The organism is Sporosarcina sp. Y1004 (genome assembly GCF_057669665.1).
Genome location: NZ_JBYHFQ010000005.1, coordinates 55,635 through 80,416 on the forward strand (window position 1 = coordinate 55,635; position 24,782 = coordinate 80,416).

A 24,782-nucleotide genomic window follows, 5' to 3' on the forward strand; every position below is an offset into this window, starting at 1 on the left:
TTAACTGAGGAATCCGCTTGCGACAAGTGTATCCATTGTTAAACCGCCAGTTGATTTCTCTTTGTTAGTAGTAGTCATAAGCCGTTCAATATATTTTGCAAGCATGTCGCATTCTACGTTCACTTTATCCCCTGGTCTTTTCCGACCGATGATTGAGTCATCTTGTGTAACCGGAATTAGTGAGATGATAAAACTTTCTTCTGTCACACCAAAGACAGTAAGCGAAGTCCCATCCACTGTTACTGAACCTTTCGGGATGAAATACTTCAACAATTGAGGCTCGACACTGATTTCAACATAAATGGCATTTTCTTTTTGTCTTACTGACACGACTTCTCCGGTGCCATCAACATGTCCGCTGACGATATGTCCACCGAATCGACCATCTGCCGCCATTGCACGCTCTAGATTGACGGGACTTCCCGTTCGCAATGCATGAAGCGTTGTCGCCTTGACTGTTTCAGGCATGACGTCGGCAGAAAAATGATTACTTGAGAAGTCCGATACCGTCAAACAGACACCGTTCACTGACAAACTGTCGCCTTTTTTAACATCGCTCAGCACTTTAGCGCAACGAATTGATAGTTGCATTGAATTCGATCCTGGTCTGACCGCTGAAACTGTTCCTATTTCTTCGATAATTCCAGTAAACAATTATAGTCAATCCTCCTTCAGGAACTTGGCACGCAATCGAATATCGTCCCCGATTTATTGCACATTAAAAAAACGGAGTGATTCTCATCCGCCATCCTGTTCTGCGTGTCGTCCACATAGATAGATGCCTATTGCCAGTCAATCTCGGTGCCATTTACAAATACAGTTCATCCGCCAAGCCTTCAGTGATGAAACTGCAAAGGAAACGGCTGTCGCCTTCGACTAACATCTTCATGCTTCTAATCTTTACAAGACGATTTAAAATTACATTCAAAAAAGGTACATTTTCTGAGATCCTTTCAATTGAAACGAGAGGATATTCGAAAAAGCAGGTTCCGACTCTGGTGAATCGAGTGTAAAAAAAATTGTTTCTGTAGCGCAGTCAGTTACGACAATAGCTGTTTTGGGCGTCCTGAGATGCCGTTCTAAAATAGTTCGAATTGGATTCTTTCCACCATGGGGCAAACGGGTGGTGAGGAAAGGGTTATTGTGAAGTACGGTTTGTACGCCAACCAAAATAGCATCATGGATATTGCGGAGGTGATGGACTACGGTTCGTAATGCAGCCGAAGTAATCCATTTGCTGTCCCCATTCTGCGTTGAAAGTCTACCGTCAAGAGTTGCGGCGGCTTTCAAGGTGTCGTATGGTGTCCCGTATTTGCTGAAATACAAAAATGCTTGGTTTGACTGCTCTGCCTCTTGTTGTAAAATGCCGGAGATGACTTCGATTCCCGCTACTTTAAGAAGCCCGACTCCTGTTCCTTTTACGGAAGGATTCGGATGGAAAGACGCAACAAAGAAACGTTGAATTCCTGACGATCTAAGTAGATCTGTACACGAAAGTGTTTTCCTTCTATGGAAAAACTGTTCTAGTGCCAAATATAGATCTGCACCAACAGAATTCAAACCTGTCATCGTCAGTGCCTGCACTTCTGTATGAGGTGTTCTAGCTCGCAAATGTGCACCGGTCCCTAATATCAGACCGTCTTTCGCGCAAACAGCACCGACGAGTAGATTCGGCGAGGCTTGTCCCTGTGCAGTCCGCACCAGTTCAAGAGCAACTCTCATATAATGTTGAGGTTCCATTTGCATTCCCCCTTTCACTATTTGAAAGGGCAGAGCTTGCAAGCATAGTACGTATAGCCAAAACAATTCTCCCATCCAGACTGTAACTGTCGGTGCCGGAATTTCACCAGCTCCACCGCCTTCCTAAACGAAGAAGGACGGGTCACGGACTTACGAGCTATGCTCGATCACCGTCGGTAAGGAATTTCACCTTGCCCCGAAGAGTTTGTTTATACGTACCGATTTAAAGTTAACATACTTTTATAAAAAAAACAAAAAAACTCAGTTCGTTTCAAAACGGAACTGAGTCTCAGTCATCATTGTCCTTATTCTATTAAGTCTCCAATCGAATCGATATCAATGTATTACGGAACAACTTGACCAAATTTTGACACCTTCCTACTTACGCCAAGTTCTTCAAATTTACCAACGGATTTCCAGGATATGCATTGAACGTTTATGCTATCCAAGCTTCGAGTGGTGCCTCTGGACCAAAGTCAGCACCCCCTGTTGTGAATGGAGATTTTATTTTACCACTTTCGCTTTCAATTCAATTTCAACATTTCCTTTTATCGCCCGGCTAATCATACAGGATGTTTCTGCCTTTTCCGCAAGTTTATAAGCAAGTGCTTCATCCTTTTCAGTCGCATCCAGTTTCAAAACGATTTGGGGTTTATGTATAATTTTTTTGTATGTAATGACACCGTTTGTTACATCGACAATTCCCACAGACTCCATTGTCAACGCTTCCTTTTCAAGCTTGCTGCGTTCCATCATCGCAGCGAGCGTAATAATATAGCATGTGGCGGCTGCTCCTAATAACATTTCATCAGGGTTTGTACCTACTCCTGGCCCATCCATTTCAGGAGGTATTGACACTGTTGTCTTCAAATTCCCAGCATCAATCGTTCCGATATCATTTCGTAAACCTGGCCAATCCGCTTTCAAATAAAAGTGATGTTCTGCCATCGTGTATGCCCCCCTTATATTTTGTTGCTGTAATCATCTGTACAATTCTATTTTACACTTCAGTCTCAATTCGTAGTATTAAATTGATTGGCATTTTCCAATAGCTTATCTGAAAGTAAGGATAGCTCTGCTCCCGTTTTCTCAACTTCTTGCATCGCTTCGACTTGCTCCTGAAACGCCTGTATCATTAGCACTGCATTACTCTTATTTTTCTTTGAAACATTTCCCACTTGTTGCGTAGATTGTTCCAACAAGGGTAGGCCGCTTTCCAATAAGTCTAATTGTTCTTTCATAATGAACAACTTTTGATCCAATAGTCGAATATGATTTGTAGCTTCTTTAAAATTCTTACTATTTTCATAAGTCATGCTCTCAAAAGCCGTCGCTTTCTGTTTCATTTTTTCTATGTAAGCAGTAGAATTACCAACAGATTGTTCCATTTCAGAAATCGTTCCTTTTATTTCTTCTGTTGCATTGGCAGATTGCTCCGCTAAACGTTGTACCTCGTTCGCTACTACTATGAAACCCGCTCCTGCATTTCCAGCTCTTGATGCTTCAATTTTCGCATTTAATGCAAGCATGCGTGTTTGGTTCGTAATTTTGTCAATTGTCGTAACAACTTGTGATACAGACAAGAACTTTTTTTGTAAAGCATCAATCGTTTGAATGACGCTTTTCATACTATCAAAGAAGGTATGCATACTATTAGCAGCTTCGATTGTCGAATCCTCTCCAGCTTTTACGACTTGCTCCGTAACTGTTGCCACTTGAAATACTTCGTCCATTTTATTGAACATAACACCCATTTGCATTTTCATATGCTGAAAAGCTTGTTGCTGAGATACTGAAACTGAAACTGTCTCCGATGCAATCTTCTCTAACTCAGAAACTTGAACTTTTAAATAATCGTTTTTCGTTAGAAGTGTATTTGAATTCTCATTTAAGTGACTTCCGGTCTGCGCTAATTGTGTACTGGTGTTTTTAATTTCCACTAGCATCTGAGACATATTGTTGATCATCTTCTGGAAACTTTTTATAAGGGAATGAAATTCGGGTGTAGTTGATTGAATCGATAGGTTGACACTTAAGTCTCCCTCCCTGACCATTTGCATTTTTTGTTGTAATACAGTTATTGGTTTCGTCATTCGGTGAATCGTTGGTGTAATGACTAGTAATGCAATGATTAATGCAAGTAGGATTGACACATAAATTACCTTACTCATTTCTCTCGTATCAGATAAGTAATCGCTGTCTGGAACGACAATAACATATTCTCCGCCTAATTCTTGAATACGGAAAAAGCTAATGGTATATGGATTCCCCTGAATCGTTTCATGTAAAATACCTTTTCCTTCTTTACTAATTTTTTCTGCGATTTGATTAGACAACTTCAGAGTTGAATTTCCATTAACAGCAAAAGGGATCAGTTGATCATCCTTACCGTAAAATATAGTTGGATTATAACCATCTTGCGTTAGTGAAACATGTTGCCTTTTTATGACTCCCTCAAGCTCTTTCATAAAGTTTTCTTGATTACCTACATGCACTAACATCAATGTCTTCGCCATATCGTTGACAATTGTCACTTCTCGTTCCAAGTGTGAAGATACAAGATTTATCGTGCTGGTTTTCATTTTTTCATATGCTGTCAACCCTATCGTAATGGTAGATACTAGTAAGATAGCTAAAATTACACCTAGAAGTCGCAATTTAAATGAGATGGTTGTTAGCCTTAATGAAAAGACTTTCCTTTTCACTTTTTTAAAAAGGGACGAGCCCATTTTTAAAAATTTAATCCTTTTACTCCAAACAGCCTTTTCTTGTACCATTCGCCTCATCTCAACAAGCACCTCACAGGAATTTATACTCAATTTTCTCACAAGCATGTAAAAACCCTGTAAAAGTTGTGTAAAGTTTCTGTAATTTTTGTAGGATTTATGTTAGTGATGATAAAAAGGTCACTGAAAGATTTACGTATTGAAGATTTATCTGTTGATTACTTGCATGGAACATCTGGGCTTTAAAACCACCTTTTTTACTGGACTATTTTCGGCCCGCTTACGGCGAATTATAACGACACTTTTACTGAGGGGTGAGTGTGGCATCCTGTTGTGACTAATTGCCTGCCGCGTTCCTTGGGAGAGCGACGGATGAACAAACTTCATAAGATTACCGGAAAAGTAAGTAGGGGATGCGAATTTGTCGCATCCCCTACTTACTTAGACCTCTCGATAAGCATATAAAACTTGTTCAATTCAAAGCGAACCAAAAGCACAGATACAAGTAGTACCTAGTGTGTGATCAAGTTATTTACTGGTTTTCATTAGTTCATCGTCAGATGCGTATTTTTACATATTAAAAAAACCCTTTATTCAGCGAACACTTGACGCCACTCATCTTTTTTCTTAAGCATTTCTTTCGCCAATCCTTTTGCCCCTTCCAGGCTATGGCTTGCAGCCCAACCACACTGCACTTCATTGCAAGCTGGAACCTCTGTTGCTGTGAGTACATCTTCCAATGTCTTTTCTAACACAATTAAAATGTCATCAAAATCATCATGATTGATAACGGATAAGTAAAAACCTGTTTGGCAACCCATAGGACTTAGGTCGACAACATTATCCGAATGGTTTCGAATATTTTCAGCCATTATATGTTCAATAGAATGAAGGGCATCCATTTTCATATGCTCTTTGTTCGGTTGTTTGAAACGAATATCGTATTTATACACTTCATCACCATGGGTCCCTTGCTTAACGCCTGCTAATCGCACGTACGGTGCCGCAACTTTTGTATGATCTAAGTTAAAACTTTCAACATTCATTTTCATTTTTATCTTCCTCTCATTATCTATTGAATTCCTATCTGTTTACCACATAATATAAATGTTATTACTATTTATATCATAAAAAGGATTTATTAGCTATCAGAATAGTTGAAATAACACAATACTTCTTGGGGGAAATAAATTATGCAAAGTCATTTCCCCCTTAATTAATTTGCAAATAAAAACAAGCCCCCTTAACATCGTCAGGGAGGCCTACTCTTACTTATTACATAACTTCAATTGAATGTTCTTCGTGCTCATGTAATTCATTATCGTCTTCTACATGAATTTGTATTTTATGTGAGCCTGATTCTGTGAATTTGTAAGTTATTGAATACTCGCCGGCAACTTTTTCTTCCGCATCTATCCAATCATGTTTGTCGGGATTAGCGTCATCCCAGATTTCAAAACGTACACGCGCTTTTTCAAATGGCTCTCCATCAAATTGCAAGTTCACGATGAATTCATTATCCTCGCCCGACTTTATATTTTCACGTTCCATAAAGTCCATCGAAAATCCGTCTGCGTGGTGATTTTCAACTTCTCCTTCAGCTGCCTTTTCATAATGCCCGCCGTCACCAACTGTAACTTCTTTCACGGGCATTGTGTGCAAGCCTCTCGCTGTTACATGGACTTGAATATGGAACAGTCCATCATGATTAAATGTTTTTTCAGCTGAGTATATTCCATTCTCGTCGTTTGTTGATTCAACTTTTTCACTAGCGTCTTTTTTACCTTCTTCCCAGATTTCGAATACAACTTCATCTGCATCATCTATTTTGTCTTCCCCCTGTGTAACAACAGCGGACATTTCTACAGTTCCATTCACTTCAACCTCTTCTGTAACTGTAAGGTCTACTTTAAGTGGTAGTGCTATTCCTGCTGCGTCTTTTTTCACAGCATCCTCTTTACCGCATGCTGCCATTGTTAGTAACACAAGTACAGCCAATACCACTGCAATTTTTCTCTTCATTGAAATCCCCCCGTTGTCTTTTTACTTAACGCAGTTCGCTATGTTAGTAAATGATAAGTTAGAACTTATTGTGAGATAATACGTTTCACAGGTTTTTCATATCTATTGGAAATAATGATTATATTGAAATAAGTTCCTATCTTGAATTCGCCCACCATTATGATTATAGCGATGAACAGCAAATGAGGGAACTGATTCGCATGTTTATAGAAAAGAAGATGAATGGGGTAAATTTCAAGGACTTAAATTTGGCAGAGCAACTCTATCGCAAAGCACTTCTTACCTGGTGATCTTTTCGCACGGGTCCAAACTTTTTTTGTGAAATTGAATTTCCAAAACACCTCCTGAAATTACAATCAGGAGGTGTTTCGTTGTTAGTATTTTTTTCGAGAGCGACTCTTTACAATACTAATAATAGCAGGCAAAACTGATATAAAAATAATTAATAATATAACAGTAGAAAAGTTTTCTTTAATAATGGGTATATTACCGAAGAAGTAGCCTGCCATTGTACATATCCCTACCCATAACGCTGCGCCTATAATATTGTAAATTAAGAAATAACGGTAGTTCATCCTGCTAGCACCTGCTACAAAAGGAACGAACGTACGAACAAAAGGCATAAAACGTGCGATTACAATTGTTTTTCCACCGTGCCTATTAAAGAAATTCTCAGCTTTATTCATCTTATCCTGATTAATTAATTTCCCCATAAAACTGCCCGGCTTAATTGTCATTCCAACTTTCATACCTATGTGATAATTCACCGTGTCGCCAATGACTGCCGCTATAAAGAAGCCACTGAGTAGAACGACGATATTGAATGCGTCCATCGCTGCAAGCGCACCGCTTGCAAACAATAATGAATCACCTGGCAAAAAAGGAAAAATCACAAGACCTGTTTCAACAAACACGATTAAAAATACAATTGCATAAGACCAAATACCGAAGTTCTGAATAATTTCAACCAAGTGCTGATCTATATGCAATATGAAGTTGATTAGATTTTGAATTATAGTCATTCACAAACTCGCTTTCAAATTTATTTATCAGATAAACTGATGGGCACAACCTCATTCATCATACTTCTTTCAACTGAAATTGTCACTAAGTGTAATAGAATTAGATGTTATGGTACAAGCTAATTTAAACAATAACCCAATTTACTTTTATCATCATTTGAATACAATTCTGTTACAATATGCTTAGATATTACATATTATGTTCAAACTAAAGCTTGGAGGTATCACAATGAATGACAAAGACACACAAAGCGTTTCAACTCTTACATATATTATAGTCGAACGTATTATGGGTTGGTACGACCAAAAAACAAGTCGTACTGTTCACCAAATCCATTTATATAATGATACGATTTCAACAGCACAACACACTTTTAAATTAGACCATGTACATGACATGTCATACAAACCCTTTTCCAGTGGAAACGGTTTTTTCTATTTACACACAACACAAGGTGTCTTTTCCTATGAAGTCGATACAAATCCGACTCACTTCATTCTGACGTATAAAAATTTACGGAGGTAATCATTCCCTTTTTAAAAATTTTGTTTAGTTTCCCCCTGTTGAAGGTATATAAAGATAGAGATAAAAAAATGGAGGGATTTTATAATGACTATTAAAAAAACTGTTGAAAACGCCATTCAGGCAAAGAAAGAAATCGATGAGTTGGTTACACAAGGATATACACATGATGATATTTATATTTTCGCACATGACAAAAAAAGAAGCGACCACATTACTGATGCACTCGATACAGAAACCGTCGGTATGAAAGAACAAGGTTTCTTGGATAGCATGAAGAATATGTTCTCTTCCCGTGGTGATGAACTTCGCAGCAAAATGGAAGGTGCAGGTCTAACAAAAGAACAAGCTGCTTCTGCCGAAGAAGAACTTGATCAAGGTAAACTAATCCTTATTGCAAAGAAATAATTAAAGAAATATCCAATCTCAATTCCCTTCGTTGGGGATTGAGATTTTTTCATAGCTTAGAAAATGATTAAGCCTTACAATGCTTTTATTGGCATTTGAGCCCCATTATTCGATATGATGTATAATGAAAGCGGGTGCGGTTTATGTTGAATAAGTTGTGGAAGATTGGTTTTTTTACTGGACTTACGAGTTTTGTCCTTCTTATATTAGGTGTACGTACTATCCTAGGCCAAACACTTCTCTTTACGAACTACTTAACGTTCGGTATTTTTGGGTTAATCATTGGTACATTTTCTTTTTTACTATTATTTTACCATTTGAAGATAGCTTTTAGGATATTTATGGTTGCTGTTGTAATCGGTTTTGTAGAGTTTTTCCGTAGTTTACTAATAAACCCCAATAATATGGGCGACGCACTTGGAATGCTGTCCTTATTCATCATTTCTTCCTTCGGTTTGGGACTAGCCTTTATCGTGCAGTTCATCGTGATTTTAATGCGGAAAAATAAATAATCAATTTCATAAATACGAGATTCATCGAATTTTCCATTTCGGAATCAAAAAGACACATCCAATTTAATGGATGTGTCTTTTTTTACCTATATTAGACAGTTTTTTCTTTCTTAATCTGCTTACTTCTTAACTGACCACATGCCGCATCAATGTCTGTACCCTGTTCAAGACGGACACCGCAATTTATACCTTTTCTCTTAAGCGTTTCATAAAATGCTTTTATCGCCTCTGGTGTGCTACGGCGATACTGGTCATGTTCGTCAACCGGGTTGTAGGGAATCAAGTTAACATATGACAGGTGACGTTTATCTTCAAGCAGTTTTGCTAATTGTTGTGCTTCCGCAATGTGATCATTCACGTCTGATAACATAATATATTCAAACGTAATTCTGCGGTTTGTTGTTTCCAAATAATAATCAACAGAATCCATCAATTTTTCAAGCGGGAACGCTTTGTTAATTTTCATAACACGTGTTCGAAGTTCATTGTTTGGTGCGTGCAGTGAAACTGCTAAGTTAATCTGAATATTTTCATTCGCAAATTCTCTGATTTTTTGAGGATTTCCACTTGTTGAAACGGTAATATGACGCGCACCAATTGAAAGACCTTTTTGGTCGTTGACAACACGTAGGAAATCCATCAGATTTGAGTAATTATCAAATGGTTCGCCGATTCCCATTACAACAATATGACTTACACGCTCCTCTTCAGCTTTGGCATCGAGGTGATGCTGCACTTCCATGATTTGCTCAACAATTTCCCCTGCACTTAAATCACGGCTCTTTTTCAGCAATCCGCTTGCACAGAAGCTACAACCGATATTACAGCCGACTTGTGTCGTTACACAAACCGACTGGCCGTAAGGGAATTTCATCAAAACAGTTTCAATCAAGTTGCCATCTTGCATTTTGAATAGAAATTTGATTGTCCCATCTTCTGATTCCTGCTTAACAGTCTGTTCCAATGATTGGATGTAGTAATTTGCTTCAAGCAGTTCGATACATTCTGTATTAATATTTTTCATGTCTGCAAAATTTGTTACTCGTTTTTTATATAACCAGTCCCAAATTTGTGCGGCACGGAATTTTTTCTGTCCTTGTTCCAGTAACCATTCTGTTAGTTGATCAATCGTAAGACCATATATCGAGTTTTTCATTAATTATCCTCATTTCAAAAAATGCAATCTTAACATTATACTACATGAAATTAGAAATTGGAACAACTAATTTAATTTACTGAGTTTTTTAGTAATAAAAAAACCGCCTGTTTTCCGCATTTATCTAGCGGCAAATTTAAGCGGTTTGTTTACTTTCAAGCTATGCGTTTATCGATATTCATAAGGACGTTGAAACCAAAACAGAATATACCAATCAGTGTAGCAGCTCCGCCTGCTGTCGCAATCGGGAAAAATACATTACCAACTCCTAGAATCGCCAAAGCAATCGCAATCATCATAACTGGAAGTCCGATGTTATGAAGCCAAAAATGTGCTTTAGCTAAACCTGTTTTCTCCAGATTCGGATATAGATGATAAAATATCCCAATGAGAGCTAATGACATCCACCCCAATAAATTGATGTGAACATGTACAGACGTCAATGTAAAGACGTGTGTGAGAGACATGTAGAGCCCAAATGAAATTCCAATCATGAAATAGACAACAGAAATCTTAAGGAACTTTTTACTCAAATTCCCCTTCCCTTCCTTCTTTTTTATATAGCTAACACTACTAGCCTATTCTATGAAGCTTTGAATTCAAATAGTCTATGATTCATCATTTTTCACTATACTTTCCGCCACGCTTTGGTGTGATTGCGTCCAGATTTTGAATTGAGCTTGATCCCAGAGGACGCGAGGCCAATGAAAAACTCTCGTTACATAATACTTAACCAGAAATCCTGCTAATACCACTTCTGCGCTTTGTGGATGGTCTCTGGAAGCACATTTCGTTATCAGGGACAAGACCTGTAGCCTGTAGTGCTTCTTTCTTCAATGATATTAGTATCAAATAGTAATCACATTATAATCTCAGTCCATAAATCTCAAAATCAATTTCAATAATGGGAAACTCCAGCGCAGGCGCGGCAAAGGGGTCACCGAAGCCCTGAGACTGGATGCGAAGCGTTAATCCAGGCTCAGGGCCAGAGGCATCCCCAAAGCGACAAGCGTTCTTCAATCCACTTTCTGAATTACAACTCTCCCGATAATGTACACACCAGCGCAGGCGCGGCAAAGGGGTAGCCGAAGCCCTGAGACTGGATGCGAAGCGCCAATCCAGGCTCAGGGCGAGAGGCATCCCCAAAGCGACAAACGGTCTAGAAATCTACACTCCTAAATGATGCCTATTATATAAAGTTAAAAAGACTAGCCCCTCCATATTCCTTGGAGGGAGACTAGTCTATCTTCGTTGCTTATTTCCTATTCATCGAACATCTTTATTTGTTTCTTTTTCTTTATTGATTTTCAAAACAAGTGTTAAAATGTTCAATAGCGCAAGAACCGTGAAAAAAATGCCGAAGCCGGTTTGTCCACTTGAAAATCGCGTAAATGCAAAATAACCCATAAATGCGATAAGTGCAATATCAATGTATTTAGATCCCATATAAGACACTCCTTTGTTAACACAACTATATCAGTTTCAATACACACTACACCAAATTATTTTGTTTTCGCATCAAGTAGTTCAATATGAGTTGATAATTTTGACCAATTTATCAACTAATTGTTCCATCTGCTCATCTGTACCAATTGTAATGCGTAAATAATTATCAATTCCAGGTTTATTAAAATACCTGACTAGCACATTTTCTTTTTTCAATTCGTAATAAAGAATTTCTGCAGGAACTGTTCTATGAGTTGTGAAAACAAAGTTCGCTTGTGAAGGTAAGCTCTTAAAGTTAAGCTGATTCAATAGCGCTATCGTTTTTTCACGCGTAGCAACTATTTTTTTCACTGTTTCAGTAAAATAAGGTATATCCTCAAATGCTGCCTTTGCTCCAACTAATGCTAACCGATCCAGAGTATAAGAATTGAATGAGTCTTTAATTCGTATCAATGCCTCGATCAAAGAAGGAGAACCCATCGCAAAACCGACTCGTAACCCAGCAAGTGAACGCGATTTCGAAGTTGTTTGAATGACGAGTACATTATCATATTTCCGAATCAACTCGGTTGCTGATGTTGAAGCAAAATCAATATACGCTTCATCAATGATAACTACTTGATTCGGGTTTTTTCGGATAATTTCTTCAATCACTTCAAGCTCAGCATAAATACTGGTAGGTGCATTCGGGTTCGGTAAAATGACGCCGCCCTCCGAGTCAAAATAATCTTTTGCAGACAATGTAAAATCTTTATTCAATGGAATTTCTTCATAGGGAATATCAAATAACTTTGCATACACAGGATAAAAACTATAGGTTACGTCAGGAAAGCGAATCAGCTTACCTAGTTCGAAAAATGCCATAAAAGAGAATGCTAATACTTCGTCAGAGCCATTGCCTACAAATATTTCATCAGTAGAAAGATTATAGTGCTGTCCTATCGTTTCACAGAGTTCCGTCGCTGTAGGTGATGGATACAATTGAAGGTTGCGCGCCATCTCCTCCTGGATAGCAATCGATACATTTGGACTTGGAGGATACGGATTTTCATTTGTATTCAATTTGACGATATTGGGTTGTTCAACCTGCTCACCGGGAATATAGGGTTCTGTTCTTTTCGCCATTGTGCTCCAAAACTTACTCATCCCGAAGTACTTCACTTTTAGGTCTTCTATTTGTCAATACTTTTTTGACGTCTTCAACAGTTACGCCTAACTCTTCCATGAGCACAAGTGAGTGGTACGTCAAATCAGCAAGTTCACTCGTCACTTCAGCTTTATCACGGTTTTTTGCACCAATGACAACTTCAGTTGTTTCTTCCCCGACTTTCTTCAAAATCTTATCTAATCCTTCGCGGAATAGGTACGTTGTGTATGAACCTTCTACGGGATTGGCATGGCGATCTTTTATTTCATCTATTATTTCATGAACAATGGATCGGTTCGATAATTTCTCTTCGAATACAGGTTTATGGAAACAAGTAACTTCCCCCGTATGACAAGCCGGACCCATAGGTGCAACTTGAACCAATATGGAATCACTATCACAATCCAATGCGAGACTTTTCACTAGTTGACGATTGCCGGAAGTAGCCCCTTTGTTCCAAAGCTCTTTTCTAGACCTGCTGTAAAACCAAGTCTCCTTCGTTTCAATCGTCTTTTGTAACGCTTCCTTATTCATATATGCGAGCATTAGTACATTACCGGTGCGATCATCTTGAACAATGGCAGGAATCAATCCATTTTCGTCAAACGCAACCGTGTCGATTTGTATTGTCATAGTTACTCATTCCCAACGGAGGTATTTTTGTTTGCTAAATATGTTTTTAGTTCGCCAATATTAATGTCTTCGAAATGAAATACAGATGCGGCTAGTGCAGCGTTGGCTTTTCCTTCTGTTAAGACAGTGTGGAAGTGTTCAGGCGTTCCCGCTCCACCGCTTGCAATGACAGGGATACTAACTGCTTCAGCAATTGTTCTTGTCAATTCGAGATTATATCCGTCTTTCACGCCGTCTTCACCGATACTATTAACTACCAGTTCACCTGCGCCCCACTTTTCAGCTTGCTTTGCCCATTCAATAGCATCTATACCTGTGTCTTTCATGCCACCATTTGAGAAGACAGACCATTTAGAAGGTCCCACTTCATTCACATCCATCGATAAAATAATTCGTTCAGAACCGAATCTTTTTGCTGCCTCTTCTATTAAAGTTGAATCAATTAGCGCTGCACTATTGATGGATACTTTATCCCCACCTGCATCAAATACCTTCTGGATATCTTCAATTGTCCTGATGCCGCCTCCTACAATAAATGGCACTGGTACTTCTTTTGCAATTTGTGCAATTAGGTCTAGGAACATTGGACGGTTTTTTGTTGAAGCGGCTATGTCATAAAATACAAGTTCATCGGCGCCATCAGCCACATATTTCTTCGCTAATGTTAGTGGATCCGCAACTTCTTGAACTTCTAAAAACTTTTTACCCTTAACAACTTTACCGTTATCAAAATCGAGGCATGGTATAATTCGATTGTTTGTCATCCTCTACTTCCCCCTAATACTTTTTCTAAAGAGATTTTACCTTCATATAACGCTTTACCAATAATTGCACCATATAAATCGAGGTCCTCTAACTGAGCGATGTCAGTCTCTGTAGAAACGCCGCCTGACGCGACAATATTAATGGAAGATGCTTTGTCCATTAATTCTAGTTCTTGAAAGTTAGGGCCTTGCATCATGCCATCTTTCATAATATCTGTGTAAATGACTGTTTTAATGCCAATTAGCTCCAATTCATGTAACAAGTCAACAGCCGACACATCACTCGTTTCCGTCCAACCGTCAGTTGCTACCATTCCTAATCTAGCATCGATGGAAACTGCAATTTTGTCTCCATACTTTTCTACAGCTTGCTTTAAAAATGGTTTGTCCTGAATTGCAGCAGTTCCAATTATTACTCGACTTACGCCTGCCGCAATATGTGCGTCAATGATTTCCATGTTCCGTATACCGCCACCTACTTGAACTGGTATCGCTACACTTTTAGCAATCGCCTGGATTGCTTCCAGATTTAAAGAATTTCCTGTTTTAGCTCCATCTAAATCTACAACGTGTATGTACTCGGCACCTTGTCTTTCCCATTCCTTTGCCATCTCTGTAGGTGAATCATTATAGATAATCTCCTGATCATAATCGCCTTGAATTAACCGAACACACTTACCATTACGAATATCAATTGCAGGAAATAAAATCATGCCTTCTCCTCCTATTTGTAGTAGATATGTCTATATGAAGTACGGTACTGTTTTTACAGCATTCCCTTTGTTGATGGAACTCCTTTTACATCCGGGTTGATCGTACTCGCTACACGCAAAGCACGTCCAAATCCTTTAAATATGGATTCGATAATATGGTGACTGTTTTTCCCGTACTGTAAATTAATATGCAATGTCACTTTGGCATGACTTGTAAATGCATGGAAAAACTCTTCTACAAGCTCCGTATCGAATTCTCCCACTTTGTCTTTCAATCCTTCTACGTTATACACGAAAAACGGACGACCACTAATATCAATGGATACCGTGGACAACGCTTCGTCCATCGGGGTTGACACCGTTGCATAGCGTTCGATGCCTTCCTTCGATCCGATACTCTCGTAAAATGCCTGTCCCAAAACGATACCAATATCTTCGACCGAGTGATGCTGGTCAACTTCAATGTCACCATCACAATCAACTGTCAAATCAAATCGTCCATGATTCGTAAACAGTGTCAGCATATGATCGAAAAAGCCAACCCCTGTATTAATGTTCCCTTTACCAGTTCCATCAATCGCAAAATCCAAATTAATCTTGGTTTCAGCAGTCTGTCTTGAAATCAATTTTCTACGCATTCTTATCCGCCTTCCTAACTTGAATTGAATTTGCATGGGCTGTTAAACCTTCTGCATTTGCAAGTGCTATAATGTCATCTGAAACATCTTGTAGTGCCTGCTTTGTATAATGAATGATACTTGATTTCTTCATAAAGTCATAGACACCTAATGGAGAAGAAAATGCGGATGTCCCACTTGTCGGTAATGTATGATTTGGACCAGCCATATAATCGCCCAAAGCCTCAGGGGAATAGTTTCCTAAAAAGATTGCCCCTGCATTGTGTATGAAGGGTAATTGCTCTAACGGATTTTCAACCATTAACTGCAGATGTTCCGGGGCGATCTCGTTTACAAAATCAAAAGCTTCTTCTATTGATTCAACCAAAATAATTCTTCCATTTCTCTTAATAGAAACGTCGATGATTCTCTTGCGTTCTGCGATTTCGGTTTGTCGTAAAACTTCTTTTTGAAGTGCCTCAGCAAATCCCCTGCTCGTTGTCACACATAGCGCTGTTGCATTTTCATCATGCTCCGCTTGTGATAGCAAATCGGCTGCGACAAATTCCGGTATTGCACTATCATCTGCCACGACACAAATTTCACTCGGACCTGCAATCATGTCGATGGCGACGTCTCCGAACACCCATTTTTTAGCCCGTGCTACGTATGCATTTCCTGGCCCCGTAATTTTTACGACTTTTTCTACCGTTTCCGTTCCATACGCTAGTGCTGCAATCGCCTGTGCCCCACCGACTTTATAAACTACATCAACTCCAGCTTCTTGTGCTGCTACGAGTACATGTGGATTTACTTTGCCATCTGCCTGAGGCGGTGTGACCATTGAAATCTTTCCGACCCCAGCAATTTTTGCCGGTATGGCATTCATCAGAACAGTAGATGGATAAGCTGCTTTCCCTCCAGGTACATATATTCCTACACTTTTTAAAGGCGTCACTTTCTGGCCTAACATAATCCCTTGTTCTTGATTGATAAACCATGATTGTTCTTTTTGTATTTCATGGAATGCGGTAATATTTTGTTTTGCTTTTTTGAGTGCACTCATGAACGACTCTTTAACCAATGTCTGCGCTTCTGCGAACTCTTCAGCTGTCACAATCAGGTTATCCAGTTGGACACCGTCAAACTGAGCCGTATAACTTAATAAGGCTTGATCTCCCTCTTTGCGAACCGCTTCGATAATTCCTAACACAGTTCGATCAAATTCAAGGTCAAATGCTAGTCCTGTTGTGTGTAGCGCTTTCTCTTCTATATATTGCTTCAATGATACAATCTTCATGAATTATCACTCCAATACGGCTTTTAAGTCCGAAATGAATTGCTGGATTTGACTCGTTTTTGTAGCGTAACTTGCTTTATTAACAATTAATCGTGCACTGATATCTGCAATTTCTTCTAATACGACCAATCCATTTTCTTTAAGCGTCTTACCTGATTCAACAATATCAACAATGACATCTGCCATACCAATGAGAGGGGCCAATTCAATCGAACCATTCAACTTGATTGTTTCAATGCGAATGCCTTTGCTGTCAAAATATGCTTTTGTTACGGCCGGATACTTTGAAGCAACAGTCAATAGTGAACTACTCTCCAGTTGTTTATCTGGGAATCCAGCAACCGCCAACTGACATTTTCCTATTCCCAAATCAAGCAATTCATAGACATCAACCGGATCCTCCATTATAGTATCTTTTCCGACAATTCCAATGTCTGCTGCACCTTTTTCAACATAAGTCGGTACATCCACCGCTTTCACAAAAATGAGTTTAACTGTATTTTTGTCATCGTAGATTACGAGTTTCCTACTTTTTTCATGAAAGTCTGAAAAATGAATTCCCGCTTTTTCAAAAAATAGTAATGCTTTGTCAGCAGTTCGTCCCTTTGCCAACGCAATCGTCAAATGGTTCATTTCAATTCAATCCTCCTGCAAGTAAATCCAGTAACTCATTCAAATCTGAAAATGTCGTTGTTTTATCTTTATATAAAAGTGAATTGAGACCTTGCCCCAAACGAATCAAGTATTCGCTTTGCCGTAAATCTGCCAGCTCTTTCTGTTCAGAAAATGATAGAACGCTATACTTACGTTCCCTTAAGTCATTTGCAATAACTATGGCCTGCTCCAATTCGTTATCTTCGTAGATGATTTTAATATCAATCGGATAAGGGGATACAGCTTCCCTGCTATCAGTCGCTTTAACCAATGACTCAATTTCGCAAGCAAATCCGATCGCCGGGAGGGAAGCGCCAAACTCGTTTCCTAATTCATCGTAACGTCCGCCCATTAATACAGGCTTGCCAAATTTCTCGACATAACCTTGGAATATAACGCCTGTATAATAGCCCATATGATTAATTAAGCCTAAATCCATGACGATATACTGTTCCAGTCCATACATTTCCAATATACTATAGACATCCATTAAATAATCGAGCGTTTCCTGCATTTTATCCGTCAAGGCAATTCCTTTAGTACGTTCGCTTACATCCTTAGGATTTCCATATAAAAATGGGATACGTTCGATTAATTCTCTCACATCGTCATCGATTTCCATTTTTTTGAGAAAGGGTCCAATTTCCACAACGTTTTTCGCTTGTATCAATGACTTTAATTGATTAATTTGCGGTGTAGATAGCGGAAGACTCTGAATAATTTCGTTAAAAAAACCCGCGTGACCTAGTTCAATTTTAATATCGTTGAAACCTAAATCTTTCATTAAGTGACACGCAAGTGCGATTACTTCTGCATCTGCTTCGGGAGAGCTTTCACAAAAGTATTCAATACCCGCCTGTGTCCGTTCTATGCTTTCATTATTATCTAATGGCTGGCGAAATACTTCTTGAACATAGAAATAGCGAAGCTCACTCGAAATTCCCGGGAAGTTTTGTACAAGTTCTTTTGTTATCGGAATCGTAACATCGGGTCTCAATACTAAGACTTGTCCAGTATGATCGATTACTTTTATCATTTCATTTTGATTGATTGAACTCTTCACTTTTGAATACAAGTCATATTGCTCAAATGCAGATGTCTTAAGGCGTTTATAGCCGTATGTTGTAAAACGCTTATTTATCGTTTTAATGATTCTTTCAAATCTCTCGTTCTCACTAAGCATCCTGTCCGGATACACTTCATTTCTAACCAAATTTAGCACCCCTTACTTTATTGCTTTACTAGACTAAAGTTATTTAGTACTATAAAGGTATAACTACGATTTGTCAACAGGAGGAATGATTATTAATGTTTGATTATCACATGCACAGCTCGTTCTCAGGAGACTGCTCAATTCCAATGGAAGATATGATTGATGGAGCCATTCAAAAAGGATTGAAAGAGATTTGTTTTACTGAGCATATCGACTATCAATACCCCGATGATTCAATCGTCTTTGATTTTGATAAATTGGATTACACAAATAAATTATTAGAAATGCAGAAAAAATATAAGGGACTTATTGAAATTAAGAAAGGCGTCGAAATTGGTGTACAACCCCATTTATTAAACAAATATGAAGATTTAATGGATAACGAAACGTTCGATTTTGTCATCTGTTCTATGCATACGGTCGAGAGAAAGGGAATGCATTACGGAGAGTTTTTTGAGAATAAAACGATAGAGGAAGCATATGGCATTTATTACGCTGAGTTGCTGGACTGTGTAAAAAACTTTAAACGTTTTAACATTCTTGGTCATATTGACCTCGTAAAAAGATATACACAAGAGTCCTGCGATAATCCATTCCATGATGAAATAACCGAGATTTTCAATATAATCATTCCTGAAGGTAAAGGTATTGAGCTAAATACATCTGGTGTACGCTATGGATTAGCGAATGGCATGCCAAGTGATGATATATTAAAGCTTTATAAAAAATGTGGAGGCGAAATAATTACGCTTGGTTCAGATGCACATAAGCCCGAAGATATTGCATTTCAATTCAGTGAATCACTCGAATTGCTACAGGCCACTGGATTCAAGTATATCACTACGTTTACCGATCAAAAACCAACCTTCCATTCCATTAGCAATTTGATATAAAATCACAAAACGGTCCGTCACATCCTGACTTCTAAAGATGTGACGGACTATTTTTCTGTTCTATTGCTGTACAGGCTTTAATATAGTTGTGAAATTCACAACTATTTTTGCAGCTTGTGCACGTGTAGTGGAACTGCTAGGCATGAATTTCCCCTGAAATCCTGTTGCAATGTTTAATTCATGGAGCATGGAAATGGCATTAACTGTTTCCGCATTATAATTTCCTAAATCAGTATAAGGAGCTTTTTTAGTAGCTGTATATGCCTTACCTGTCACAACTTTAGATGCACGTTCAATCATTAATGCAAGTTGAGCTCGCGTTACTTCTGCACTCGGTTTAAAGTTTCCTTTGTCACCTTTAATAATTCCATATTTATATGCAGCATTAATTTCCGCCTTGGTTTGTGCAGCATAACCGTTAATATCACCAAATGGAGCAGCTTCGTTTGTTTCTAATTTAAGTGCACGTACAAGGATTGCAGCTGCTTGTACTCTAGTCAAATTCTGATTGGGTTTAAATGTACCATCTGGATAACCGCCAATAATTCCAGTCTCTGCTGCCTGTTCAATGTACATTTTCAATCCATTGTTTTCTATATCTGTGAATATCAACTGTGCTGTATCCTTAGTCGTTACTGTTACTACCGGATTATAGATACTTTTATTTCCGGCTTGATCGACAGCTACAACAGAAAAAAAATACGCTGTATTTTTAGCTAAATTTTCTATTTTATAAGCCGTAACATCTCCATTTACTGTGACAATATGTTTTGTCCCATTATAAACTTCATAACTCGTCACTGCTAGATTATCAGTAGCAGGCTGCCAATTTAAGTTAACTGAATCAATTTCACTCGATTCAGCGACCAGACTGTTAGCTGGTATCCATGGATTCGCAATAAGCATCTGTGTCCAAAATTGATCTTGCACCTTTTGATAACCAAGTTCACTTAAGTGGATATTGTTAGGGTTTGGAACGTGAGCCAAGTGATCAGTAGCAATTACTTCGCCGGTTGGTACAAATTTTGCTGTCGATCCCGTGAGCCCCAGTTCAATGCCTTTATTCAATGAGTTAAGAAGTTGATCAAGAAATGGTTGTATTTCAGCGGACATATACGGATAAGGATTGTAATAGCCCATTACATAAACTTGTGCATCTGGGTTGAGGTTACTAATTTGCTTCAAAATCAGTTTATAGTTTAGTGCTACTTGTTGGATTGCTGTTGCCATCGCTTGCTGATCGACAGTTGCAACACCAGTGGCTGAGTCTATTTTAACAAGTGGTAATACATCATTAGCCCCAGCACTAATTGTAATCACTTCTGCGTCTGCTATTGACTGGTGAAGTTGAACCTTCTCCACATTATAGCCAATACCAAAAACATCTTTAGTCACATCCTCCTGAAGGTCTTTCACTATATCTCCTGTTGTATACCCTGGAAATGAGAAACCTTTATTAAAGGACTTTAATGCACCAATCGAATGCATTGATTGTGCAAGGTAATCCGTATAGCCTTCCCCTAATTCATTGTTTGGAGTTACTCCTGCCGCCAAAGAATCACCGAGTGCCACATAATCGACTGGTACTACCCAAGACGGTGCATTTGTATCAAGTGCGCTCGCTTCTTCAGCAGAGAAATGTAATGGACCTGCAACCATCTGGAACATAAGTGCAACTACGAAAAGTAAAGGTAGTTTAAACCTATTTTTAATCATGTACTTCCCCCCAATCTAATTTTGTTCAGCTACTTTCCTTGTTAGTACAATTATACTGTCCAACCTCTTTATTTAAATTACTAACACTTTTAATTAATTCGTCAAATAGAATCTAATCCCTTCAATTTCACTCAGACAAATGAAGAGCGTGCATTAGCTAAAGACATCGGTAAATACCCATTTACTTGTAGTACAAATCCTTTACATATAATTCTTTTAGTGGGAACTTTATACAATATTAAGTCAAAAAAACCTTCTACTATCCTTAGTAGAAGGTTCTAAATATGAAGTAATTTAATTTTTCACTGCTTGTTTGTTATTTACCATGCTATGAACTTCCGTCGGTAAGCCCCATAGTTTTATGAAACCAACAGCCGCAGACTGGTCAAATGAGTCATCAGAAGTATATGTTGCCAAGTTCATATCATAAAGCGAATTTGCTGACTTCCTACCTTCAACAATTGCATGTCCTTTGAAGAGTTTCACTCGGACTGTACCATTGACATATTGCTGTGTTTCTTTAATGAATGCATGCAACGCCTCTTTAAGCGGCGAAAACCAGAGACCATTATAAATCAATTCACTCAGTTTTTGTGAAATAATTGGTTTAAAATGAGCCAGTTCCTTGACGAGTGTTAAATCCTCTAGTTCCTTGTGTGCTTTCAATAATGTAATAGCACCCGGGCACTCGTACACTTCACGTGATTTGATACCGACCAGACGATTTTCCACATGGTCAATTCTCCCCACACCATGTTTCCCGCCGATATCATTTAACTTTAGGATTAATTCACTAAGCGGATATTGTTGACCATCAATACTTACCGGTACACCTTTTACAAACTCAATTTCAATGACGTCCGGCGTATCCGGTGCATTTTCAATTGAAACCGTTAGTCCAAAAGCGTCTTCAGGTGGTGCTGCCCATGGATCTTCCAAAACTCCACATTCATTAGCACGTCCCCATAAGTTTTGATCAACTGAATACGGACTACCAAGGTCGATTGGTATCGGTATATTTTTCTCTTTCGCATAAGCGATTTCTTCTTCTCGTGACCAGCTCCATTCACGAACAGGAGCAATTACTTCAAGTGAGGGATCAAGTGCTTTAATAGCAACTTCAAAACGAACTTGGTCGTTACCTTTTCCGGTGCAGCCATGTGCAACAGCCGTAGCGTTTTCTTTATGCGCAACTTCTACAAGTTTTTTTGAGATGAGTGGACGTGAAAGAGCTGAAACAAGTGGATATTTGTTTTCATAATATGTTTGAGCTTGAAGAGATAGTAATGCATACTCTTGAGCAAATTCCTCTTTCGCATCAATTACATAACTGTTAACTGCTCCAACTTGCAATGCTTTCGCTTGGATGAAGTCCAAATCCTTTCCCTCTCCAACATCCAAACAAACTGCAACAACTTCGTACCCCTGTTCTGTTAGCCACTGAACTGCTACAGAAGTATCCAATCCACCGGAATATGCCAATACTACTTTTTTCTTAATCATAATAAATTTCCCTCCCATTCATCCACTTGTATCTTTATGCATCATTTTGTATTTTTATAATAACACATTCTAAAATTAATACAATAGGTCTGAATAAATTTTTCATAAAAAAAAAGAGTACACAAATGCTATTTTGTGTACTCTTTTTAGGGGACTGTCATAACCTTAACTAAGACCATGGGCTACCATTGCATCTGCTACTTTTAAAAATCCTGCAATGTTGGCTCCAACTACCAGATTTCCCGGATGGCCATATGTCTCTGCAGCATCTAAACAGCTCGCATATATATTTTTCATAACGTTTTGAAGTCTTTCGTCAACTTCTTCAACCGTCCAAGATAAACGCATGCTATTTTGTGACATTTCCATTGCCGATACTGCAACACCACCTGCATTTGCCGCTTTAGCTGGAGCAAATAATACATTGTTTTCATGGAAAACGGACATTGCTTCCAACGTACAAGGCATATTCGCACCTTCCCCAATCGCTTTTACACCATTTGCAATCAGTATACGTGCAGCTATCTCATCGATTTCATTTTGAGTTGCACAAGGTAGCGCAATATCACATGGAATTGTCCAGATATTGGAACAATCATCATGATACACCGCATGTGGATGTTCTTTAATATATTCAGAAATCCGTTTGTTCTCAACTTCTTTTAAACGCTTGATGGTCTCTAGATTAATGCCATTTTCATCGTAAATATAACCGCTTGAATCACTACAAGCCAGAACCGTCGCTCCTAATTGAATCGCTTTTTCAATTGCATATGTCGACACATTTCCTGACCCAGAAACAATAACTTTTTGTCCTTCAAAACTTAAACCTGCTTCTTTCAACATCTCTTCAACAAAATAGACAGTTCCATATCCAGTCGCTTCTTTACGCCCAAGACTGCCGCCGTGTTTCGGATCTTTCCCGGTGAATACACCTGCTTCATATCCACCTTTCAAGCGATTATACTGTCCGAACATATAACCGATTTCTCTTTTCCCAACGCCAATATCGCCAGCTGGTACGTCTGTATCGGGACCGATATACTTACTTAACTCTGTAATGAAACTTTGGGTGAAACGCATAACTTCACGATCCGACTTTCCTTTTGGATCAAAATCAGATCCACCTTTTCCCGCGCCAATCGGCTGACCTGTTAAGGCATTTTTAAAAATCTGTTCGAATGCGAGGAATTTCATGATACTACTATTTACGGAAGGATGAAATCGGATTCCGCCTTTGTAAGGGCCGAGATCACTGTTGAATTGAACGCGGAAACCACGATTTACATGGACTTTCCCTTTGTCATCTTCCCATGCAACTCGAAAAATGATGATTCTTTCTGGTTCTGTAATACGCTCTAAAATACCATTTGTAATATAGTCGGGGTGCATGGAAAAGACAGGTCGAAGCGAATCGAAAATCTCTCTTGTCGCCTGTAAGAATTCCTTTTCATCTGGATTTCTCTTTTTAATCAGCTCATAGACTTCATGAACATAATCATTTGCTCTTTTTTTATTTTCTGCGTGCGATTCATTCAACTTCGTCATGGGTCACTCATCCCTTTCTTATATAATTAACTGCGGGAACTGCTGAATCCCCACTCTCAAAGACAAATAACATTTCAGAATTAAACGGTTAGTTTTAATAGTATCTCTGAAATCATGATATTATTCAACATTTTTTTGATTCTGAATAAGTAATTATACATCATTTTGTTATTTTTATGTATACGAAAAAAAGACATTTACATATTTCTGAAAATGGTGTATTATCTAATTATTCTAGTATCAATTGACTTTGCATATATTAAACCGTATTGCTGTTAAATGCTATTAGAAAATGACAATCAGGAGAAAGAGGGAGAACGATTATGAAAATCAAAAAAATGATACGTGCATTTGTAGGAGCTAATATAATGTTGATTATGACTTTCGTTTTCCTACCTGCATTAATTTTTAATCCAGATTTAGAATTATTGTCAGCTTTTAACAACTATCTTAATAGAGACTAACCTATTTATCCAAAATATTATAGTGTAGATGATGAAAAAATGAACCGCGAGTGCTTAAAGCA

At 38.4% G+C, this 24,782-nt stretch carries 26 protein-coding genes and 1 riboswitch; of the genes, 5 read left to right on the forward strand and 21 right to left on the reverse strand.

Annotated features, from left to right (window positions below; translation table 11 throughout):
- The 7 genes from ribE to AC25Y6_RS05230 form a co-directional block, all read right to left on the reverse strand.
- A complete protein-coding gene (gene ribE, locus AC25Y6_RS05200; RefSeq protein ID WP_482099905.1) occupies positions 1–654 on the reverse strand; it encodes a riboflavin synthase in 654 nt (217 codons plus the stop codon).
- A gap of 270 nt (positions 655–924) precedes the next feature.
- The gene (gene ribD / locus AC25Y6_RS05205) at positions 925–1,740 is read right to left on the reverse strand and encodes a bifunctional diaminohydroxyphosphoribosylaminopyrimidine deaminase/5-amino-6-(5-phosphoribosylamino)uracil reductase RibD (protein WP_488142252.1); all 816 of its coding nucleotides are present in this window, start codon (positions 1,738–1,740) and stop codon (positions 925–927) included.
- A gap of 59 nt (positions 1,741–1,799) precedes the next feature.
- A riboswitch (FMN riboswitch) is annotated at positions 1,800–1,948 on the reverse strand.
- A gap of 296 nt (positions 1,949–2,244) precedes the next feature.
- On the reverse strand, positions 2,245–2,688 hold the full coding sequence (locus tag AC25Y6_RS05210) for an OsmC family protein (protein ID WP_482099907.1): 444 nt from the start codon (positions 2,686–2,688) through the stop codon (positions 2,245–2,247).
- 65 nt (positions 2,689–2,753) lie between these two features.
- On the reverse strand, positions 2,754–4,445 hold the full coding sequence (locus AC25Y6_RS05215; protein WP_488142253.1) for a methyl-accepting chemotaxis protein: 1,692 nt from the start codon (positions 4,443–4,445) through the stop codon (positions 2,754–2,756).
- Positions 4,446–5,056: 611 nt separating this feature from the next.
- A complete protein-coding gene (locus AC25Y6_RS05220; protein ID WP_488142254.1) occupies positions 5,057–5,518 on the reverse strand; it encodes an S-ribosylhomocysteine lyase in 462 nt (153 codons plus the stop codon).
- Between the two features lie 223 nt (positions 5,519–5,741).
- Positions 5,742–6,488, reverse strand: coding sequence for a FixH family protein (locus AC25Y6_RS05225; RefSeq protein WP_488142255.1), 747 nt, complete (start codon positions 6,486–6,488; stop codon positions 5,742–5,744).
- 374 nt (positions 6,489–6,862) lie between these two features.
- Complete coding sequence (locus AC25Y6_RS05230) at positions 6,863–7,510, reverse strand: DedA family protein (RefSeq protein ID WP_482105125.1); 648 nt, start codon at positions 7,508–7,510, stop codon at positions 6,863–6,865.
- 229 nt (positions 7,511–7,739) lie between these two features.
- Between AC25Y6_RS05230 and AC25Y6_RS05235 the strand changes: the two genes are divergently transcribed.
- The 3 genes from AC25Y6_RS05235 to AC25Y6_RS05245 all read left to right on the forward strand — a co-directional run bounded on the left by AC25Y6_RS05235 (position 7,740) and on the right by AC25Y6_RS05245 (position 8,953).
- Positions 7,740–8,036 (forward strand): hypothetical protein, encoded by a 297-nt coding sequence (locus AC25Y6_RS05235; RefSeq protein WP_482099912.1) that lies wholly within the window; start codon positions 7,740–7,742, stop codon positions 8,034–8,036.
- Between the two features lie 84 nt (positions 8,037–8,120).
- Complete coding sequence (locus tag AC25Y6_RS05240; protein ID WP_482105126.1) at positions 8,121–8,441, forward strand: YflT domain-containing protein; 321 nt, start codon at positions 8,121–8,123, stop codon at positions 8,439–8,441.
- A gap of 143 nt (positions 8,442–8,584) precedes the next feature.
- Positions 8,585–8,953, forward strand: a complete 369-nt coding sequence (locus AC25Y6_RS05245) for a hypothetical protein (protein WP_482099914.1) — start codon at positions 8,585–8,587, stop codon at positions 8,951–8,953.
- Positions 8,954–9,044: 91 nt separating this feature from the next.
- Here AC25Y6_RS05245 and rlmN read toward each other — a convergent pair whose 3' ends face one another.
- From rlmN to hisZ, 11 genes are all read right to left on the reverse strand, one after another.
- Entirely contained in the window at positions 9,045–10,109 is a 1,065-nt protein-coding gene (gene rlmN / locus AC25Y6_RS05250; RefSeq protein WP_482105127.1) for a dual-specificity RNA methyltransferase RlmN, read from the reverse strand.
- Between the two features lie 155 nt (positions 10,110–10,264).
- Positions 10,265–10,642, reverse strand: a complete 378-nt coding sequence (locus tag AC25Y6_RS05255) for a cytochrome-c oxidase (RefSeq protein WP_482105128.1) — start codon at positions 10,640–10,642, stop codon at positions 10,265–10,267.
- A 733-nt stretch (positions 10,643–11,375) separates the two neighbouring features.
- Positions 11,376–11,555, reverse strand: coding sequence for a hypothetical protein (locus AC25Y6_RS05260; protein WP_488142256.1), 180 nt, complete (start codon positions 11,553–11,555; stop codon positions 11,376–11,378).
- 81 nt (positions 11,556–11,636) lie between these two features.
- On the reverse strand, positions 11,637–12,701 hold the full coding sequence (gene hisC, locus AC25Y6_RS05265) for a histidinol-phosphate transaminase (RefSeq protein ID WP_488142257.1): 1,065 nt from the start codon (positions 12,699–12,701) through the stop codon (positions 11,637–11,639).
- The gene (gene hisIE / locus AC25Y6_RS05270) at positions 12,694–13,335 is read right to left on the reverse strand and encodes a bifunctional phosphoribosyl-AMP cyclohydrolase/phosphoribosyl-ATP diphosphatase HisIE (RefSeq protein WP_482099919.1); all 642 of its coding nucleotides are present in this window, start codon (positions 13,333–13,335) and stop codon (positions 12,694–12,696) included. Before hisIE ends, hisC begins: the two co-directional genes overlap by 8 nt.
- Before the next feature lie 2 nt (positions 13,336–13,337).
- The gene (gene hisF, locus AC25Y6_RS05275) at positions 13,338–14,099 is read right to left on the reverse strand and encodes an imidazole glycerol phosphate synthase subunit HisF (RefSeq protein ID WP_488142258.1); all 762 of its coding nucleotides are present in this window, start codon (positions 14,097–14,099) and stop codon (positions 13,338–13,340) included.
- The gene (gene hisA / locus AC25Y6_RS05280; protein ID WP_488142259.1) at positions 14,096–14,812 is read right to left on the reverse strand and encodes a 1-(5-phosphoribosyl)-5-[(5-phosphoribosylamino)methylideneamino]imidazole-4-carboxamide isomerase; all 717 of its coding nucleotides are present in this window, start codon (positions 14,810–14,812) and stop codon (positions 14,096–14,098) included. The genes hisF and hisA overlap by 4 nt, the downstream gene beginning before the upstream one ends.
- A 53-nt stretch (positions 14,813–14,865) precedes the next feature.
- A complete protein-coding gene (gene hisB / locus AC25Y6_RS05285) occupies positions 14,866–15,450 on the reverse strand; it encodes an imidazoleglycerol-phosphate dehydratase HisB (RefSeq protein WP_482099922.1) in 585 nt (194 codons plus the stop codon).
- The gene (gene hisD, locus AC25Y6_RS05290; protein ID WP_488142260.1) at positions 15,443–16,729 is read right to left on the reverse strand and encodes a histidinol dehydrogenase; all 1,287 of its coding nucleotides are present in this window, start codon (positions 16,727–16,729) and stop codon (positions 15,443–15,445) included. The genes hisB and hisD overlap by 8 nt, the downstream gene beginning before the upstream one ends.
- A 6-nt stretch (positions 16,730–16,735) precedes the next feature.
- Positions 16,736–17,362, reverse strand: coding sequence for an ATP phosphoribosyltransferase (gene hisG, locus AC25Y6_RS05295; protein WP_482099924.1), 627 nt, complete (start codon positions 17,360–17,362; stop codon positions 16,736–16,738).
- Between the two features lies 1 nt (position 17,363).
- The gene (gene hisZ, locus AC25Y6_RS05300; protein WP_482099925.1) at positions 17,364–18,596 is read right to left on the reverse strand and encodes an ATP phosphoribosyltransferase regulatory subunit; all 1,233 of its coding nucleotides are present in this window, start codon (positions 18,594–18,596) and stop codon (positions 17,364–17,366) included.
- 95 nt (positions 18,597–18,691) lie between these two features.
- Between hisZ and AC25Y6_RS05305 the strand changes: the two genes are divergently transcribed.
- Entirely contained in the window at positions 18,692–19,489 is a 798-nt protein-coding gene (locus AC25Y6_RS05305; protein WP_488142261.1) for a histidinol-phosphatase HisJ family protein, read from the forward strand.
- Between the two features lie 60 nt (positions 19,490–19,549).
- On the opposite strand, the gene AC25Y6_RS05310 is transcribed toward AC25Y6_RS05305, so the two are convergent.
- From AC25Y6_RS05310 to gdhA, 3 genes are all read right to left on the reverse strand, one after another.
- Positions 19,550–21,205, reverse strand: coding sequence for an S-layer homology domain-containing protein (locus AC25Y6_RS05310; protein WP_488142262.1), 1,656 nt, complete (start codon positions 21,203–21,205; stop codon positions 19,550–19,552).
- Positions 21,206–21,499: 294 nt separating this feature from the next.
- Positions 21,500–22,708: an argininosuccinate synthase gene (locus AC25Y6_RS05315; protein WP_482099928.1), complete on the reverse strand. Its 1,209-nt coding sequence runs from the start codon at positions 22,706–22,708 to the stop codon at positions 21,500–21,502.
- 165 nt (positions 22,709–22,873) lie between these two features.
- Entirely contained in the window at positions 22,874–24,256 is a 1,383-nt protein-coding gene (gene gdhA / locus AC25Y6_RS05320) for an NADP-specific glutamate dehydrogenase (protein ID WP_488142263.1), read from the reverse strand.
- Positions 24,257–24,579: 323 nt separating this feature from the next.
- Here gdhA and AC25Y6_RS05325 point away from each other — a divergent pair, with 323 nt between their 5' ends.
- Positions 24,580–24,720 (forward strand): hypothetical protein, encoded by a 141-nt coding sequence (locus tag AC25Y6_RS05325; protein ID WP_482099930.1) that lies wholly within the window; start codon positions 24,580–24,582, stop codon positions 24,718–24,720.
- The last annotated feature ends 62 nt before the right edge of the window (positions 24,721–24,782 follow it).

What these genes read in the sequence shown, in the direction of transcription:
- ribD (WP_488142252.1), bottom strand. Translation starts at nt 1,740, where the DNA reads ATGGAACCTCAACATTATATGAGAGTTGCTCTTGAACTGGTGCGGACT.
- AC25Y6_RS05210 (WP_482099907.1), bottom strand. Translation starts at nt 2,688, where the DNA reads ATGGCAGAACATCACTTTTATTTGAAAGCGGATTGGCCAGGTTTACGA.
- AC25Y6_RS05220 (WP_488142254.1), bottom strand. Translation starts at nt 5,518, where the DNA reads ATGAAAATGAATGTTGAAAGTTTTAACTTAGATCATACAAAAGTTGCG.
- AC25Y6_RS05225 (WP_488142255.1), bottom strand. Translation starts at nt 6,488, where the DNA reads ATGAAGAGAAAAATTGCAGTGGTATTGGCTGTACTTGTGTTACTAACA.
- AC25Y6_RS05230 (WP_482105125.1), bottom strand. Translation starts at nt 7,510, where the DNA reads ATGACTATAATTCAAAATCTAATCAACTTCATATTGCATATAGATCAG.
- AC25Y6_RS05235 (WP_482099912.1), top strand. Translation starts at nt 7,740, where the DNA reads ATGAATGACAAAGACACACAAAGCGTTTCAACTCTTACATATATTATA.
- AC25Y6_RS05240 (WP_482105126.1), top strand. Translation starts at nt 8,121, where the DNA reads ATGACTATTAAAAAAACTGTTGAAAACGCCATTCAGGCAAAGAAAGAA.
- AC25Y6_RS05245 (WP_482099914.1), top strand. Translation starts at nt 8,585, where the DNA reads ATGTTGAATAAGTTGTGGAAGATTGGTTTTTTTACTGGACTTACGAGT.
- rlmN (WP_482105127.1), bottom strand. Translation starts at nt 10,109, where the DNA reads ATGAAAAACTCGATATATGGTCTTACGATTGATCAACTAACAGAATGG.
- AC25Y6_RS05260 (WP_488142256.1), bottom strand. Translation starts at nt 11,555, where the DNA reads ATGGGATCTAAATACATTGATATTGCACTTATCGCATTTATGGGTTAT.
- hisC (WP_488142257.1), bottom strand. Translation starts at nt 12,701, where the DNA reads ATGAGTAAGTTTTGGAGCACAATGGCGAAAAGAACAGAACCCTATATT.
- hisIE (WP_482099919.1), bottom strand. Translation starts at nt 13,335, where the DNA reads ATGACAATACAAATCGACACGGTTGCGTTTGACGAAAATGGATTGATT.
- hisF (WP_488142258.1), bottom strand. Translation starts at nt 14,099, where the DNA reads ATGACAAACAATCGAATTATACCATGCCTCGATTTTGATAACGGTAAA.
- hisA (WP_488142259.1), bottom strand. Translation starts at nt 14,812, where the DNA reads ATGATTTTATTTCCTGCAATTGATATTCGTAATGGTAAGTGTGTTCGG.
- hisB (WP_482099922.1), bottom strand. Translation starts at nt 15,450, where the DNA reads ATGCGTAGAAAATTGATTTCAAGACAGACTGCTGAAACCAAGATTAAT.
- hisD (WP_488142260.1), bottom strand. Translation starts at nt 16,729, where the DNA reads ATGAAGATTGTATCATTGAAGCAATATATAGAAGAGAAAGCGCTACAC.
- hisG (WP_482099924.1), bottom strand. Translation starts at nt 17,362, where the DNA reads ATGAACCATTTGACGATTGCGTTGGCAAAGGGACGAACTGCTGACAAA.
- AC25Y6_RS05305 (WP_488142261.1), top strand. Translation starts at nt 18,692, where the DNA reads ATGTTTGATTATCACATGCACAGCTCGTTCTCAGGAGACTGCTCAATT.
- AC25Y6_RS05310 (WP_488142262.1), bottom strand. Translation starts at nt 21,205, where the DNA reads ATGATTAAAAATAGGTTTAAACTACCTTTACTTTTCGTAGTTGCACTT.
- AC25Y6_RS05315 (WP_482099928.1), bottom strand. Translation starts at nt 22,708, where the DNA reads ATGATTAAGAAAAAAGTAGTATTGGCATATTCCGGTGGATTGGATACT.
- gdhA (WP_488142263.1), bottom strand. Translation starts at nt 24,256, where the DNA reads ATGACGAAGTTGAATGAATCGCACGCAGAAAATAAAAAAAGAGCAAAT.
- AC25Y6_RS05325 (WP_482099930.1), top strand. Translation starts at nt 24,580, where the DNA reads ATGAAAATCAAAAAAATGATACGTGCATTTGTAGGAGCTAATATAATG.